Source organism: Marinimicrobium koreense, assembly GCF_003762925.1.
Lineage (GTDB): Bacteria > Pseudomonadota > Gammaproteobacteria > Pseudomonadales > Cellvibrionaceae > Marinimicrobium > Marinimicrobium koreense.
This window is the reverse complement of sequence record NZ_RJUK01000002.1, coordinates 233,070-248,186: the sequence shown is the minus strand read 5'-3', so window position 1 is coordinate 248,186 and position 15,117 is coordinate 233,070. Positions and strand designations below refer to the sequence as shown.

The window sequence follows — 15,117 nt, the reverse complement described above, 5'->3', positions numbered from 1 at the left end:
CCATCATGATGCAGACCGCCCCCCGTTATCAGGACCTGGTCATCCAGTGGCATCCCGGTCGCTCTTCGGCCAATCACTATCGCTGGTGGCCGATCGGCTGTGCCGGGTTGGCGCTGGGAATCGCGTTGACGTTATCGCTGGTTGAGGTTCCGGAAAAACAACGCATGACCCGGGCGGATATTCCCGAGCGGGTGGCCCGTTTTATGATCGAGCAACCCAGCGATCCACCGGTTAAGGCGCCGGAGGAGGTGAAGCCCAAGCCATTACCTGTGGCTGAGCCAAAGCCCCTGGTCGAGCGGGAGCGAGAGCGACCCGCCGTGGAGGAACCTGCCAACGAAGCGCAGCGCGAAGCCCGGGAGCAGGCGCAGCGCAGTGGCCTGTTGGCGCTCGGAAATCAATTGGACAGCCTGATGGATACCTCTGAGGTGGATGACTGGGTGGACACCGAAGGCAAAGGTGGCGCGGATGCCGGGCAGACGGCCACGGGTTATGGCGACGGTGATCTGGCATCAGCCGCTGAGCGAACGGGCGCACGTGATGTTGCCGCAGTATCGGCCGGAGAGGGTGGCAGTGTATTGGCGCGACGCGATCTTGCCACCCTCGAGACTCCGCTCGCCGAGGACCCGGCGGAAAATCCGGAGCGCCGGGACAGTTTCGCGCAGACTGGGCGAACGGACGAAGAGGTCAGCCTGGTTTTCGATCGCAATAAAGGCCTCCTGTACTCACTCTACAACCGTGCACGTCGGCAGACGCCCGGGTTGCAGGGGCGTCTGGTGCTGGAAATAACCATTGAGCCTTCCGGTGAGGTGACCGACGTGGCGATTGTTTCCAGCGAGCTGGACGATCATCGTCTGGAGAAGAGAATCAGGGCGCGCGTTTTACAATTTCGTTTCGAAGAACGAAGCGCACAGACCATTACCATCATCTATCCGATCGAATTTCTTCCGTCGTGATGAAGCTGATTTTTACGATACTGCGGTAGGCAGCTTTTACTTTGGCGTGGTAATGGTCTTAAGACTATTTTTTGTACGGCAAATGTGGAGAACCAGTTCACACAAAAATCCGATATTTAAAGGATTTAAGTGATGCGATTCTCGCTATCGAAAAAAAACATTCTGTTTTTGCGAGACAGGTTGTTGGTGGTCAGTGAATTGGCTATCATTCGTCCCGGGTACCAGGAATGCGAAGTTTATTCCGAGTACTTTTTTTATCGCGTGTAAAGCGGCAGGGAAAGTTGCTCGGGTCTGAAGGCTTCCAGGCCTGATGTCCATAAACAGCAAACGCAAGGAGACTAAAAATGGCAATTTATCTTGAGTATGAAGGCATCAAAGGAAACGTAACAGCGGAGGGTTATAAGGACCACATTGCTGTTCAGTCCCTTTCTTTCGGTGTTGGTCGCGGCATCTCCATGGAGCCCGGCAACCTGTCCAACCGCGAAGCCACTCGTCCTACCGTCAGTGAAATCACCTTGACCAAGGTGGCGGACAACTCGGCCACGGCGCTTTTCAAAGAAGCCGTTACCGGGTCCGCAGGCAAGAAAGTCACCATCAAGTTCGTCCAGACCGGCGCTGATAAAGTCGTCGAGTATATGGATTACGTACTAGAAGACTGCCTGGTCAGTGGTTATCAGATTGCAGGCGCTGAAGATGGCGACCCGGTTGAAACCATTTCTTTGAGCTTCTCGAAGATCATGGTCAACTACAACGACTTCGATAAAACGAACAAGTCCTCTAGTCCACAGCGCGTGGGTTACGACTTGACCACTGCGAAGCCGCTGTAAGTCAGGTCGGGCCTTGCGGCCAGCTCGCAGGGCCCACTCAGCGAACATCGTCCCGCTTGCAAAGGGCGGGATACAAGGAACGATACCGTGCCGTTTGGTGCGCGGCTAACAGGTTGCTAAGTCTATGGGGCAGCTTACTCAGGAAAACCGCCAGGTCGCCATCAGCGACTTTTCATTGGGGTCCGATACCTTTCTCGTCAAGCGACTTTCCGGAAAAGAGAGTGTGTCCGGGTTGTTTGAGTTTCATGTCACTTTGATGTCGGAAAAGCTCGACATCAGAGCTGATGATGTCATGGGTAAGTTGGGGCACGTATCGCTTAAAAGCGAGAATGGGCGGGAGTTTTCCGGACATATTGCCCGTTTTGTGGCCGGAGAGGTTCAGGGGAATAATCTCAGAACCTATGAAATAGTGCTTCGCCCATGGTTTTCGTTTCTTCGCCACACGGTCAACAGTCGAATTTTTCAGAATAAAACAACGAAAGATATCGTTTCACAGATTTTCTCCGAGCAGGGGTTGCAGGATTTTGACTTTCGCGCGCAGCCGGGAAGCACCCGTGAATACTGTGTGCAGCGCAACGAAAGTGACCTCCATTTCGTATGCCGGCTTTTGGAAGAAGATGGCATTTCGTACTTTTTCGAGCATGCCGGAGGCAAGCATAAACTGATTCTGGTGGATCAGGCCAGCGCTTTTCCTGCCATGGACGAGAGTCAGCTTGAGTATTCCCCGGGTTCCAATCCGGGCGCTCGAATTCATCGCTGGCAACACCGGTATCAGTACCGCACCGGCCAATGGACATTGAACGACTTTGATTTCAGCACACCGGAAAAATCCCTGCTGAACAACAGCCAGGGGCAGAACGGTTTTGCCCACAATGGTCAGTTTGAGCACTATGAATACCCCGGCTTCTACCACGCCGGTGACGCGGAATCTGTGCCGCGGATTCGGATGCAGGCAGAAGAGCTCGATCGCAGTGTCGTCTCCGGTTCTTCGGATTACCCTCAGATGGTTGCCGGCGGGAAGTTCGCCTTGGCCAAACACGAGTCGAGCCTGGAGAAAGGTGCTTATATTCTCCTGGAGGTGCACCACGAAGTGGTGGAGGACACCCAGACCACCGGGGAAGGCCAGGCTCAGTCTTATACCAATGATTTTATCTGTGTTCCGGCAGACACCGCTATTCGTCCGAAGGTCGTACACCAACGCCCGGTAATGAAGGGGCCGGAAACGGCCTGGGTCGTGGGGCCGGAGGGAGAGGAAATCTACATTGATGAGCTGGGGCGTATCAAGGTCAAATTTCACTGGGACCGTGATGATGAACGCCACGAGAAGAGCTCCTGTTTCCTTCGTGTCGCACAGTCCTGGGCGGGTAATCAGTGGGGTGCCTCGTTTATCCCGCGTATTGGTCAGGAGGTGGTGGTTGACTTCCTCAATGGCGACCCGGATCGACCGCTGGTCACCGGCTCAGTCTACAACTCGAAGAATCGCCCGGTATATACCTCGAAGACCCAAAGCGGGATTAAAACCCGCTCTACTCAAAAGGGTACCTCGGACAATTACAACGAGCTTCGCTTTGAGGATAAGAAAGGGGCGGAGCAGATCCTGCTACATGCCGAAAAAGACTACGACGTCGAAGTCGAAAACAATCAGACACTCACTGTCGACAATGACCGAACGAAAACGGTCCGTAATGATGAAACGAGTCTGATTGAGAACGATCGGAAAAAAACCGTCAACAATAATCAGAGCGAGACCATCGGCAAGGATAAGTCGATAGACGTCGGGGAGAATCACCGGGAAACCATTGGCGCCAGTAAGCAGTTGGAAGTCAAGAAAGACCACACCGAAACCATCGGGAACAACATGGTGATTTCGGTCAAGAATAACCTGACCGAAAGCGTTGAGGGTGAATACCGTGAGTCGGTGACCAAACAGTATGGTTTGAGCGCCAAGTCCATCAGTCTTCAGGCTGATGATGAAATTACCTTGAAAACCGGTTCGGCCATGATCCAGCTGAAAAGCAACGGTGATATCACGATCAGTGGGGCCAATATCAATGTCAAGGGTTCCGGCAACGTCGTGCTCAAGGGCAGCAAAGTGACCAGCAATTAACCCTTTGTTTTTTGGAGACGCAGTGTGGCGAGTGAATACGAACAGTTGGCAGATCCGGTGCGGTGCACCGAGGACGCGCCGGCCGATGCGCCACAGTTTTCTGCCCCAGAGGGGGCCTGGTTGGTGGGTACTCTGGCGGGGTTTACGGAGCAGGGGGCGCCCGAGGTAAGCGTCGTTGTCGACGGGCAGCGGTGCAGTCTTGTTACCTTGCCGGCCTTGCCGGTCTCGCGCGCGGATCTTGGTCGTCAGGCCGTGGTCAAGAACGCCACTGGTGAAGTCACTACTCCTTTGCTGATGGGGTTTGTACACACACCGTTAGAACTGACTCTGGAGGCCGGGCAGGGCGATAGATCGGAGCCCCGTTCCCGGCAAGCGCAAGCGATGTCTGTGGAAGTGGATGACGCACCGGCGCGCGACCTGGTAATGGAAGGGCAGGAGAAGCTGGTGTTGCGATGCGGTTCTGCCAGCATCACGTTGACGGAGGCGGGGAAAATCATCCTGCGTGGCCGACATCTGGTGAGTCGTTCCGAGGGGGTGAATCGCATTCTCGGTGCCTCCATCCAGATGAACTGAGTGCTTCGATCATGTTGCAGCTGAATAACCGCACACCCTTTGAGGCGGAGCTGACGGCCCTTAACGATGAAACCGGCGTGGAGACCTTGTACGTCATTGTCAAAGCGAGCTTTACGGAGGGCTGGATGCTCGCCGATGAGCCCGTTCCGGTGTGGCGAGCAGACGAGTATTACGGCGAGCCGCATGAGTCCAGTTTGCGTTACCCCAGTGAAATTCACCTGGGGAAAACCGCTACGGATATCCTGGTGGAAGGTGACGCCTGGGCGCCCGGCGGGCGTCCGGTAAGGCAGTTGCCAGTGACGGTATCGGTGGGGCGGGTGAGCCAGTCGCTCATGGTGTTCGGTGACCGGAGGTGGGATCAAGGCCAGATCTCCGTGGCCGACCCGTTTGAGCGAATGCCGCTGACATGGGAGCGGGCGTACGGCGGCTCGGTCGCCGAAGGCGATCGTCGGCGGGTTTACAGCGAACGAAATCCGGTTGGACGATTCGCCAGTGCGCAGTGCACTGATCGCTCAGTGGATGGGGAGCTGATGCCGAATATTGAGCACCCGCAGGCGCTGCTTCGAAACCGGGACGATAGCCCCGAGCCGGTCGGTTTGGGCCCGGTGGCGCCGCACTGGCAACCGCGCACCCGGTTCGTTGGTACCTACGATCAACAGTGGCGTCTTCGCCGCGCGCCCTTTGCGCCGGAGGATTTTTCCCGGCGCTTTTTTAATGTGGCCGCTCCCGGCCTGGTGTACCCGGGCTGGATGCGCGGCGGTGAGCCTTTCGAACTGGCCGGCATGCATCCCGATGGGGCATGGACCGGACAGTTACCTGAGGTTCCTCTTTCGGTCAGCGCTCACCACGGGGGGCGTCAGGAGCCTCTGTCGGCCCGATTGGAAACACTCTATTTTCAGCCCTTCAAGCGCACAGTGAGTTTAACCTGGCGGGCCAGTTTGAGTTGTCCACGCGACGTGCTGAGCGTGGAGTCAGTGACGGTCTCAATGACCCGACAACCCCGGTAAACAAAGGAATTGAATGATGGCACAAACGACCTTTGCCAATGGCCGCGGTATTGCCCATAAGGGCAGTGGCGGCATGAGCACGGTATTTCCCGATGTCTGCAAAACCCCAGTGGGGTCTTCCGTCGTACCGATTCCCTACCCGAATATCGGCCGCTCGTCGGATACCGCAAAGGGACCCAAATCCGTCACGCTGGACGGTCAGATGCCGATGGTCAAAGGCGCCATTTATAGCAAGAGCGCCGGCGATGAAGCCGGTGTCAAAAAGGGGATCATCAGTGGTAAGCACAAGGCCGAGTGCGAGTACATGATGTATTCCTTTGACGTCAAAATTGAGGGTAAAAACGTCTGTCGCATGGGTGATCCCCTCTACCATAACAAGAAAAACATCATGGGGTAGATCAGGGATGACCGTTGCTATTACCGCTTTCCCCAATCCGTTCTCGGGGTTTGAGTCACAGTTTGACGATTGCGTTGAAGAGGTTGCCTTTCTCTGGTTGTTGCGTTCGCGGGCGTTGATTCAACCGCACTACCAAACCTCTGACCTGGCGGAACTCGAAAGCCGTATTGACGCCCAGCTGTTCGCCCTTGCCCAGGCTCCAGAGCGAGCCTGGGCCGCCTGTCAGAGCGCCCTGGCTCATGCGGGGCCAGGTGAGGTGTTTGCGGCGGCCGCCGTGGCGTTTCGTACACTGGAAGTGGGGTGTATTCAGCAAGCGGTAGAAGCGGGGTTACAGGATGGGGCGGGATTCGCCGCGCTGGTGTCGGCGCTGACCTGGCTGCCCGGCCGTTACTGCCACGACTGGGTGCGTAAATTTTTCATCAGTAAGGAGCACATTCACAAGCGTCTGGCACTGGCGACCTGCCGGGCCCGTGGCGAGGACCCCTGCGACTTTCTGACCCGGATCCTGCGCCGGAACGACTGTCGTGCTGACAGTTTGCTGCACGGTGAAGCGTTGCACTGCGTCGGCGTTTTCAAGCGTCGTGACCTCTCACCGTTCCTGGCGGAAGGGCGCGAGGGTGGCGAGCCGGGGGTCACGTTTGAGGCCTGCCGCTCGGCCATTCTGTTGGGCGATCGGTCAGCAGCGAGAATGCTCATGCCGTTTGCCTTGCAGTCGGGCCCCCGGCAGTGCGACGCGTTGATCTTGGCCATGCGTGTGTTGCCGAGTACCGAGGCCAAGCAGTGGGTCGCGCAACTATTCGGCCAAACCTCGCCGGACGCGGCCCGACTATCCGTGATCGCCACCGCGGCTCTGGGCGACCCGGAAGCGGTTCCCTGGTTGCTTCGCTGTATGAAGCAATTGTCGCTGGCTCGTGTGGCGGGCGAGGCGTTCTACCAGATCACGGGCGTCGATCTGCAAGCTCATGACCTGCACCATCAGCTCCCCCAACTCAATGACGCTGAAGCACAGGATCACCCGGACACACCGGTACCCCCGATGGATGACGATGAGCACTTGCCCTGGCCCAACACCGAAAAGTTGACCGTATTCTGGGAGACGATCAAGCACCGTTATCCGCCGGGTGAACGGCTCCTGCTGGGTGAGCCGGTCACCGAGGCCAATCTACAGCGGGTTCTGTCGGAGGGCCCCCAACGCCAGCGCGCCGCGGCCGCGTTGGAGTTGGCGTTGCTCGATCCGCAACAGTCCTGGTACTCCATGGAACGAAGGCAGGAATCGCCATGACCCAGAACCGAGTGTTGTATCTGGCCGGCAGCGGCATGATTACCGCCATTGGCGGCTCTACTGAAATGGTGTGGGCCGCCGCTGGCGCACAGATCAGTCGCTACGCTACCAGCAGCTATTTTACCGGAAAGCGCCGGTTGATCGTTCAGGCGTTGGTGCCCGACGAAGCCCTGCCGCTCTTGCCGACCTTGTTGGAGCAGTACCCGGAGCTGACGCTGCGAGAGCAACGGATGTTGGCAATGTCGACGGTGGCCGCCGCCCAGGCGCTCCAGCCCGTCTCAGCGGGCTCGCCGATTCCCCTGCTTTATGCCGGTCCCGAGGTATACCCCGGTGTCGCCACCGGGCTGAGCGACGGCTTTCTTCCCGCGCTGTACGAACAATTGGCGCCCGGCGCCATTGACGCCCGGCGCTCCCGCGCGGTCAGTGTCGGCCGTCCGGGAGTCATTGAGGCGATCAAGTTGGCCTTTCACTATGCCTACGACATTGGCCACAGCGCTGTTCTGGTCGGTGGAGCCGACAGCTACCAGTTCAGCCCCTTGCTGGCGATGCTCGACGGGCAGAAGCGCTTGGCGGCTCAGCACCTGCGCCCGCACCCCGGAAGCGACGCCTTTGCACCGGGAGAAGCCGCCGGTTATCTCTGCCTGACGCCGGATCCGGAAAAGGCGCTGATTCAGAATGGCCGCCGCGTCGCCCTGACTGAGCCGGGTTTTGGCTACGAGTCCGGGCACTGGTTCAGTGACAAACCTTACCGGGGCGAGGGCCTGGATCAGGCGTTCAAGCAGGCCCTGGCGGGGCGTCCAACGCAGCGGACCATCAAGAACATCTACAGCAGTGCGAACGGCGAACGTTACTGGGGCAAAGAGTTGGGTGTGGCACTGACCCGCAACCACCACCTGTTCGACGATCCCAAGGTGCATCACCCCGCCGAGTATTACGGTGATATCGGCGCCGCGACAGGCGCCGTACTGGTGGCTCTCGCGGGCCAGACAGCGCTCAGTCTGCCGGGAGACGATACCCACCTCATCTATGGCTCCGCCGACCAGAGCTATCGGGGAGCGATCTGCTTACAGGCTGAAGGAGTGGCTGCATGACGCAAGTCGGCGAAGGTGTTGCGGTCGGTGGCGGCCGGGACCCCGACATCGATGACCTCGATGATAACCACTGGCTGGAACTGGAGTACCGCTTTCAGAGCGGGCGTGCCGTGTATGGCTATTTCCGGGCGACCGACAGCGACGGTATGGTCTGGGTGGGACGACTCAACGACCAGGGCCAGGTGTGTCTGGCCGGACTGCCGCCAGGCAATGTACGCGTAACGTTATTACCCGAACCCGATCTGGACGCGCGCATCGAAGCGACCCGAGCGTCGATCAAGGAAGTCCTTGACCAGATCATCGAAGATCAACGCCTGGAAGCCGAAGCCTACGAGCGCGAACTCGAACAGATGGGCGGCCCGCAGCGCGTTTTTGAACACATTCAGGCCGTGGGGCGTGGTGCGTGGAATGGCGCTGTGGGGTTCGTTGAGTTTGTGGGAAAAACGGCCTACAAAGTCGCGGAATTCTCCTATTACCTCAGTCCGGCCAACCTCCTGGGCGATACCCTAAGGGCCAGCTATCAAAGCTATCAGGACGGCGAGCTGACCTGGTCGGAATGGTATGACAGCGTCAACCAGAACCTGCTGGACGAACAAAAGAAAGACCTCGCCCGCCTATTTGGCGTGGAGCCGGACGATATCAGCGAGGAGCGCCTGCGGGAATTGATGGGGCTGATCGCCGAGGCCTACGACATCGCCGCCTTTATCGCCGACGATGCACCCACCAGGGCGATGCTGCTGGAATTTGCTCAGGCGATGGCGGACAATCAATCCAGCGTTGAGTGGGCCGAGTTTGCCGGCGCCGGCGTATTTGAAATTGTCCTGGCGGCCCTGCTGGCCCTCTTCACCGCCGGCGCGGGCAACGTCGCCCAGGCCGCCTCGCAGCTCCGCCATGCCAGCCGACTGCGCGGCCTCGGCCACCTGTTTCGCAACCTGGCCCGACAGCTGCGTCGAAAGAAGCTCCGGAAAGAGTTCGACGCACCGGTTGATCAGAAAACCAGCCTTTCTACCGAGCAGCCCCAAGCGCCTCAACTCACAGCCAGGGCCGAGCTGCCCTACGAACCGCATTCCGATGTCAAGGCGCCCAAAACTGGTGACCGAGTACATAAGCGCTATCACCGTGACGGAAACCCGGAAGACCCCTATACTCTTCAGGCTGATGGGAAGCCGATGGGTGCGGAAACCGGCCCTATGCCGAACCACTTGACCGGGCTTGAGGCTCCCCCTGCAGGTCATGATGATTTGGTCGCTCAGGGCTGGCCAAACTTGAACTATGATGGCTACGAAACCTACGATACCTTTGTGGATGCGAAACCAGTCGATATACCCGAAGGTACTAAGATTTATCGTATAGTCGATGAAAAGAACAACGATGCAGGTGGCTTTTGGGCTTATGATCTTCCAGCCAATAAGACTGAATGGCGCAGAGGCTACGCTGTAAAAGATGATTGGAATGATAATGGGTACTATGTCGAGCATTTTGTGGGAGAAGGTGGACTGAAAGCTTGGGAAGGGCCGGCTGCAGGTCAGCCCTACGAAGAATTTTCGGGAAACGAGTTCTATCTCCAAGGTGGTAGCACACAATTGTTCGTTTCCCCGAACAGTATCGAAGCGTCATCGCCAAACCTTACCAACTGGCCGGAGCCATAGCTATGGATAAAGAGATGAAACGTGAGTTGCTGGCGAGAAAGTTCTCAAGTGTTGATTACATGCTTGAAATGTCTGAGTGGCATCAGCGAGCGATTGACAGTTTAAAGGAAGCGTTGAGTGCGTTCTTCGAGCGTTCTTCTGAACATGGAGACTGGCATCAGTGGCCGCCGTCGGATTGGCCAGAAACTTGGCGAGATCGGGTACTCAAAAAATTGTTGGGGACGCAAGAGAGTATTGGTCGAGGTATAGAGAACTACAGAAAAGGTCAAGTCTCCACGATTAGAAGCGTCTCTGGAAGTTTGCACGGGATTTTTCGGAATCTTGACAACTTTAGTTGGGGGTGGTGGGAGCGCATACCCAGTCACCACAGGGAAGAGTTCACTAAAAATCTTGTTAGCGCAAAAAAATGCGCTTCGAATATCATGCGGCAACTGACGGGAGCATGGAAAACCAAAGATTCAATTCTTACTCCGGAAATCACTGGCCCTATTGATGAGGAGGATCTAAAGCGATACTTGAAGCCTGGAGAGAGCGCCTATTAGCTATTTTCCCTGGTGTGGCTGGTATGCCATATTGGTAGGCTGGTGTTGATTGGAAAATGTCAATTCACGCTTTGATGGATTGGTCGGTAGTTTACGATGGATGATAATTTAAAAAGGACATTACTGAGAAGAAAATTTTCTAGCATTGAGTACATGCAAGAAATGTCTGTATGGCATAGAAGAGCGATTGAAGTTCTGGAGAATTCATTGGACGCATTTTTCGAGAGATCGTCTGAGCAAGGTGACTGGCATCAATGGCCCGCTTCAGATTGGCCAGAGACTTGGCGGGATAGAGTCCTAAGAAACTTGGTAGGTACGCAAAAGGGAATTGATGAAGCTATTCAAAAGGCGATCGAAGGTGATAACGGCTACATGGAAGGTGTAGCTAGTGAGGTTCACAGTATTTTCAGGAATCTCGATAATTTTAGTTGGGGCTGGTGGGACCGAGTCTCTGACCACTACCGAGAGGACTTCCAATCCAGCTTGGTAAAAGCAAAAAAACGGGCGACCAATATTATGGATACTTTGTCTGAATACTGGCGAGACGATGAAATCCTTAATGAGCGAATCACAGGGCCAATCGATGAGGAGGATTTGAAGCGATACCTGAAGCCTGGGGAGTCAATATACTAATAGGCTATAGTGCCTTTTATTCGCTATTAATGTTTAGTCTGGTGCGGTCAGTTTCCTGGGTGCGTCGCTGGACTTCTGCCAGCCTGAACGATTGTGAATTGACCAATTCCCGTGACCCGCTCTGTTTCAAGTGGCTGCGCTTCCCTGTAGCAGCCACTTTAACCCATCACTTGATCACCGCCGCTCGGCGCGTCCATTCTCATTTCGGCTCTGGCGAGCTCGCTCACTGATAGATGAGCGGTTGCGGGCCGCATCCACCCGATCCCGGGTGCTGCGTTGAAAGTTCTGCTGGCTCCGTTCTGGTTGCCGAAGGTTGCGGGCGTTGGCTTGTTCCTCCCGGGAGGGGCGCTCGGTGCGAGTGGTGCGGGTACGCTCTTCGCGGGCTTGACGCTGCACCTGTGCACGGTCGCGGTTCGGCTCATTGGCGCGCAGGCGCTCGCCGGAACGCTGTTCCATCCGGCTCGGAGTTTCCCGGCGGGTTTGATAGGTGTCGCTGCGCCGTTCAGTGCGGTCAAGCCGGGGTTGTTGCCGATCATTTCGAGCCTGAGCGTCACGCGAACGACGGGGTTCACTCCGGGCGCTGCTGCGGGGGTTCTGCAGGCGCTGTTCGATGCGCTCTACACGCTGTGCGCGTTCCACTCGTGTCCCGGAATGGCGTGCGGTGCGCGACGGGGCGGCATACTGTTGACGCACCGTGCTGCGACGGTACTCGACGCCGCGGCGATGGCTCGGGTTGTGTTTCCAGCGGCGCGCTTCTTTATAGCGAACCACGCTGCGGCCGGAGTGGAAGCGGTGATGGTTGTGCAGGTCAATGTCAATCACCACGGTGTGCCGGTTGTGCCAGTGGAAGCTGCTGAAATAGAAGCTGTGGTGGTCAATACGGGTGCCGAAGCTCCAGAAGATACCCGCATTCCAGTAGCCCCGACTGGGGCGATGCCAGCGGTGGGGCGGGTGGTGGTGCCAGCGCCAAGGGCCGTACACCATCCGGGTGTCGTAATAAGGAATGTAGATGACCTCGGATACCCGGGGTTCCACAATGATGGTTTTCTGCTCTATGACCACCTCCTGATGTTCGGTGGTGCGCAGAGTGCCCGCCTCGTAGGCCCGCTGGCGCAGGTCCTGCACGCTGGCGAGGACCTCGCCCTCATCCCACAGAAAGGCCTCGCCGAGATCCTGGGTCCATTCCAGGTCATCCGCCATGCGCTCGAGAATGTCGGGAAAGGCCACCAGGGCGGTCACACTCGGATCCCAGCCTTCGCGTTCGGCGGCGGACACCGCGGCGGCGCCTTCCATATTGCGGTGGCGCTGAGCCCACCGGTTCGCCTGTACCACTTCAAGGGGATAGGTGCTGGCGATGAGGATGTGGGACAGTACGGTGTCCGGGTAGAGGGCGACGGGGGCCAGCATCTGGTTCAGTTCGGCCTGACTGTAGTCGTCGTCGGCCCAGGCGCCCAGACTGAGCACAAGCAGCAGGGCAGCGGTGGCCAGGGTAGTCCAGGATGTCTTCATGGGGTGTCCTCCCAGAGGTTTCGCTCGTATATAGAGCATTCACCTCTGTTATACCGCCGGGCGGCTTAACCGAAACTGAATATCCGGTATGGCCTGGGCCGACGGCCTGTCAGGCATTGTTGCACCGGGCCGTTGGCCGGTCAAACGCCATGCGGGCTTTGCCGCCAGAAGCTGGGTGCGCTTTATGAGCGAGACTATGGCGCTGGTTGAGTATTTTTCTTGGAAGCGAGCTGGTTGATTGGTGTACAATTCGCGTCCAATTTTAACCCCGGCGGGCTGTTGCCTGGCCTGTCGCCCTGCTCAGGATGTGTTCATGTTTGACAAAACTCAGACGATTGCCGATTTTGACCCCGAAATCTGGGATTCCATCCAGAAGGAAAGCCGTCGCCAGGAAGAGCATATCGAGCTGATTGCCTCGGAAAACTACACCAGCCCGCTGGTGATGGCAGCCCAGGGCACCAAGCTGACCAACAAATACGCTGAGGGCTATCCCGGCAAACGCTACTACGGTGGCTGCGAGTACGTTGACCAGAGTGAACAGCTGGCGATCGAGCGCGCCAAGGAGCTGTTCGGTGCCGATTACGCCAACGTTCAGCCGCACTCCGGCTCCCAGGCGAACTCCGCCGTTTATGCCGCCCTGTGCAAGCCCGGCGACACCGTTTTGGGTATGAGCCTGGACGCCGGTGGCCACCTGACCCACGGTGCCAAGCCGAACTTCTCCGGCAAGATCTACAATGCGGTGCAGTACGGTCTGAATCCGGAGACTGGCGAGCTGGACTACGAAGAAATTGCCCGCCTGGCCCGCGAGCACAAGCCGCGCATGATCGTGGCGGGTTTCTCGGCTTACTCCCAGGTCGTGGATTGGCAGAAGTTCCGGGATATCGCCGATGAAGTGGGCGCTTACTTACTGGTTGATATGGCCCACGTGGCGGGTCTGGTAGCGGCGGGCGTATACCCGAACCCGGTGCAGATCGCCGACGTGACCACCTCCACCACCCACAAAACCCTGCGCGGCCCCCGTGGTGGCATCATTCTGGCCAAGGCCAATGAAGAGATCGAGAAGAAGCTCAATTCCGCCGTATTCCCCGGTGGTCAGGGCGGCCCGCTGATGCACGTGATTGCAGCGAAGGCCATCAGCTTCAAGGAGGCGATGAGCCCCGCCTATAAAGAGTATCAGCAGCAAGTGGTCAAAAACGCCAAGGCCATGGCGGCGACCTTTATTGAGCGCGGAATCAAGATTGTCTCCGGTGGCACCGAAAACCACCTGATGCTGGTGGACCTGATCGGTAAAGAGTACACCGGTAAGGACGCTGACGAAGCGCTGGGGCGGGCCAACATCACCGTGAACAAGAATGCGGTACCGAACGACCCGCGCTCGCCGTTCATCACCTCTGGCCTCCGGGTCGGTACGCCGGCAATCACCACCCGCGGCTTCCGCGAGGAAGAGTGCAAGCAGTTGGCGGGCTGGATGTGCGACATCCTGGACGGCCTGGAAGCCGGCAATGCCGACGCCGTGATCGAAGAGGTGAAAGGCAAGGTATTGGACGTATGCGGCAAGTTCCCGGTTTACGGTAATTGATAAGCGGGAGAGCTGCTTTACGGCGGATGCGCTTCGCTTATCCGCCCTACGCAACCTCCGAGCCATCCGTAGGGCGGATAAGGGCGAAGCCCGCATCCGCCGTTAACGGCCTGGACTGTGCAAAAAGTATGCAGCTTGGCTTGCAACCCCCCGGTAAACTCCCTAGAATAGCCGCCCCTAACCGGCCCGGGCCTTTTGCCCGGGTCACTCCTTGCTTCACTCAGGCCCTTTTGGTCCGGGGAAGCTTTAACCCGTAAGGAGCTACAATGCGTCATTACGAAATCGTCTTTATGGTCCATCCCGACCAGAGCGAGCAAGTGCCCGGCATGATCGAGCGCTATACCGCCAGCGTCAAAAACAGCGGTGGCCAGGTTCACCGTCTGGAAGACTGGGGTCGCCGTCAAATGGCTTACTCCATCAACAAAATCCACAAGGCTCACTATGTACTCATGAACGTGGAGTGCACCGAGGAAGCCCTGGAAGAGTTGACCACCAACTTCCGCTACAACGATGCCGTCCTGCGTAACCTCGTGATTCGCGAAGACGAAGCCATCACTGAAGAGTCTCCGATCCTCAAGGCTGATAAAGATGCCCGCGAGCGCACTGCAAAGCAGGGCAGCCGCCCGCCGCGCCGTGAAGAGGGCAATGACAATTCCGACGACAACAGCTCGGACGAAGAGTCAGAAGCCGAAACCGAAAAGCAGGGGGAATAAGAGATGGCACGTTTTTTCCGTCGTCGTAAGTTTTGCCGTTTCACCGCCGAAGGCGTGAAGCGTATTGATTACAAAGATCTGGAAACGCTGAAGGCGTACATCACCGAAACCGGTAAGATTGTACCCAGCCGTATCACCGGAACCAAAGCCAAGTACCAGCGCCAGCTGTCCTCAGCGATCAAGCGCGCCCGCTACCTGGCCCTGATTCCGTACACCGACAGCCACGAGTAAGTCGAGGCCGTCAACCGGTTGAAG

General features: G+C 57.5%; 15 protein-coding genes. 14 read left to right on the top strand and 1 reads right to left on the bottom strand.

The window, feature by feature from the left end; genetic code table 11:
• The first annotated feature begins 5 nt into the window (after positions 1-5).
• The 11 genes from EDC38_RS13625 (at position 6) to EDC38_RS13580 (ending at position 11,061) form a co-directional block, all read left to right on the top strand.
• Complete coding sequence (locus tag EDC38_RS13625) at positions 6-953, top strand: AgmX/PglI C-terminal domain-containing protein (RefSeq protein ID WP_246004455.1); 948 nt, start codon at positions 6-8, stop codon at positions 951-953.
• A 344-nt stretch (positions 954-1,297) separates the two neighbouring features.
• A complete protein-coding gene (locus EDC38_RS13620) occupies positions 1,298-1,780 on the top strand; it encodes an Hcp family type VI secretion system effector (protein ID WP_024462235.1) in 483 nt (160 codons plus the stop codon).
• Between the two features lie 124 nt (positions 1,781-1,904).
• Positions 1,905-3,887, top strand: a complete 1,983-nt coding sequence (locus EDC38_RS13615; protein ID WP_123639116.1) for a type VI secretion system Vgr family protein — start codon at positions 1,905-1,907, stop codon at positions 3,885-3,887.
• Positions 3,888-3,911: 24 nt separating this feature from the next.
• Positions 3,912-4,460: a hypothetical protein gene (locus tag EDC38_RS16365; RefSeq protein ID WP_170162934.1), complete on the top strand. Its 549-nt coding sequence runs from the start codon at positions 3,912-3,914 to the stop codon at positions 4,458-4,460.
• Positions 4,461-4,471: 11 nt separating this feature from the next.
• Positions 4,472-5,467 (top strand): DUF2169 family type VI secretion system accessory protein, encoded by a 996-nt coding sequence (locus EDC38_RS13610; protein WP_170162933.1) that lies wholly within the window; start codon positions 4,472-4,474, stop codon positions 5,465-5,467.
• Between the two features lie 13 nt (positions 5,468-5,480).
• Positions 5,481-5,864, top strand: coding sequence for a DUF4150 domain-containing protein (locus tag EDC38_RS13605; RefSeq protein WP_246004442.1), 384 nt, complete (start codon positions 5,481-5,483; stop codon positions 5,862-5,864).
• 7 nt (positions 5,865-5,871) lie between these two features.
• Positions 5,872-7,146 (top strand): TIGR02270 family protein, encoded by a 1,275-nt coding sequence (locus tag EDC38_RS13600; protein ID WP_123639114.1) that lies wholly within the window; start codon positions 5,872-5,874, stop codon positions 7,144-7,146.
• On the top strand, positions 7,143-8,237 hold the full coding sequence (locus tag EDC38_RS13595; protein WP_123639113.1) for a hypothetical protein: 1,095 nt from the start codon (positions 7,143-7,145) through the stop codon (positions 8,235-8,237). Before EDC38_RS13600 ends, EDC38_RS13595 begins: the two co-directional genes overlap by 4 nt.
• The gene (locus EDC38_RS13590) at positions 8,234-9,886 is read left to right on the top strand and encodes a hypothetical protein (protein ID WP_123639112.1); all 1,653 of its coding nucleotides are present in this window, start codon (positions 8,234-8,236) and stop codon (positions 9,884-9,886) included. The genes EDC38_RS13595 and EDC38_RS13590 overlap by 4 nt, the downstream gene beginning before the upstream one ends.
• 2 nt (positions 9,887-9,888) lie before the next feature.
• Positions 9,889-10,428, top strand: a complete 540-nt coding sequence (locus EDC38_RS13585; RefSeq protein ID WP_123639111.1) for a hypothetical protein — start codon at positions 9,889-9,891, stop codon at positions 10,426-10,428.
• Between the two features lie 96 nt (positions 10,429-10,524).
• Positions 10,525-11,061: a hypothetical protein gene (locus EDC38_RS13580; protein WP_123639110.1), complete on the top strand. Its 537-nt coding sequence runs from the start codon at positions 10,525-10,527 to the stop codon at positions 11,059-11,061.
• Positions 11,062-11,235: 174 nt separating this feature from the next.
• Here EDC38_RS13580 and EDC38_RS13575 read toward each other — a convergent pair whose 3' ends face one another.
• Positions 11,236-12,570 (bottom strand): DUF3300 domain-containing protein, encoded by a 1,335-nt coding sequence (locus EDC38_RS13575; protein ID WP_170162932.1) that lies wholly within the window; start codon positions 12,568-12,570, stop codon positions 11,236-11,238.
• A gap of 313 nt (positions 12,571-12,883) precedes the next feature.
• Here EDC38_RS13575 and glyA point away from each other — a divergent pair, with 313 nt between their 5' ends.
• From glyA to rpsR, 3 genes are all read left to right on the top strand, one after another.
• Positions 12,884-14,149, top strand: coding sequence for a serine hydroxymethyltransferase (glyA, locus tag EDC38_RS13570; RefSeq protein ID WP_123639108.1), 1,266 nt, complete (start codon positions 12,884-12,886; stop codon positions 14,147-14,149).
• Positions 14,150-14,415: 266 nt separating this feature from the next.
• Positions 14,416-14,862 carry a 30S ribosomal protein S6 gene (gene rpsF, locus EDC38_RS13565; RefSeq protein WP_024462247.1) on the top strand — a complete coding sequence of 149 codons (447 nt, stop codon included), beginning with the start codon at positions 14,416-14,418 and terminating at the stop codon, positions 14,860-14,862.
• Between the two features lie 3 nt (positions 14,863-14,865).
• Positions 14,866-15,093: a 30S ribosomal protein S18 gene (gene rpsR / locus EDC38_RS13560; RefSeq protein WP_024462248.1), complete on the top strand. Its 228-nt coding sequence runs from the start codon at positions 14,866-14,868 to the stop codon at positions 15,091-15,093.
• Positions 15,094-15,117 lie beyond the last annotated feature (24 nt).

What these genes read in the sequence shown, in the direction of transcription:
- EDC38_RS13625 (WP_246004455.1), top strand. Translation starts at nt 6, where the DNA reads ATGATGCAGACCGCCCCCCGTTATCAGGACCTGGTCATCCAGTGGCAT.
- EDC38_RS13620 (WP_024462235.1), top strand. Translation starts at nt 1,298, where the DNA reads ATGGCAATTTATCTTGAGTATGAAGGCATCAAAGGAAACGTAACAGCG.
- EDC38_RS13615 (WP_123639116.1), top strand. Translation starts at nt 1,905, where the DNA reads ATGGGGCAGCTTACTCAGGAAAACCGCCAGGTCGCCATCAGCGACTTT.
- EDC38_RS13610 (WP_170162933.1), top strand. Translation starts at nt 4,472, where the DNA reads ATGTTGCAGCTGAATAACCGCACACCCTTTGAGGCGGAGCTGACGGCC.
- EDC38_RS13605 (WP_246004442.1), top strand. Translation starts at nt 5,481, where the DNA reads ATGATGGCACAAACGACCTTTGCCAATGGCCGCGGTATTGCCCATAAG.
- EDC38_RS13600 (WP_123639114.1), top strand. Translation starts at nt 5,872, where the DNA reads ATGACCGTTGCTATTACCGCTTTCCCCAATCCGTTCTCGGGGTTTGAG.
- EDC38_RS13595 (WP_123639113.1), top strand. Translation starts at nt 7,143, where the DNA reads ATGACCCAGAACCGAGTGTTGTATCTGGCCGGCAGCGGCATGATTACC.
- EDC38_RS13590 (WP_123639112.1), top strand. Translation starts at nt 8,234, where the DNA reads ATGACGCAAGTCGGCGAAGGTGTTGCGGTCGGTGGCGGCCGGGACCCC.
- EDC38_RS13585 (WP_123639111.1), top strand. Translation starts at nt 9,889, where the DNA reads ATGGATAAAGAGATGAAACGTGAGTTGCTGGCGAGAAAGTTCTCAAGT.
- EDC38_RS13580 (WP_123639110.1), top strand. Translation starts at nt 10,525, where the DNA reads ATGGATGATAATTTAAAAAGGACATTACTGAGAAGAAAATTTTCTAGC.
- EDC38_RS13575 (WP_170162932.1), bottom strand. Translation starts at nt 12,570, where the DNA reads ATGAAGACATCCTGGACTACCCTGGCCACCGCTGCCCTGCTGCTTGTG.
- glyA (WP_123639108.1), top strand. Translation starts at nt 12,884, where the DNA reads ATGTTTGACAAAACTCAGACGATTGCCGATTTTGACCCCGAAATCTGG.
- rpsF (WP_024462247.1), top strand. Translation starts at nt 14,416, where the DNA reads ATGCGTCATTACGAAATCGTCTTTATGGTCCATCCCGACCAGAGCGAG.
- rpsR (WP_024462248.1), top strand. Translation starts at nt 14,866, where the DNA reads ATGGCACGTTTTTTCCGTCGTCGTAAGTTTTGCCGTTTCACCGCCGAA.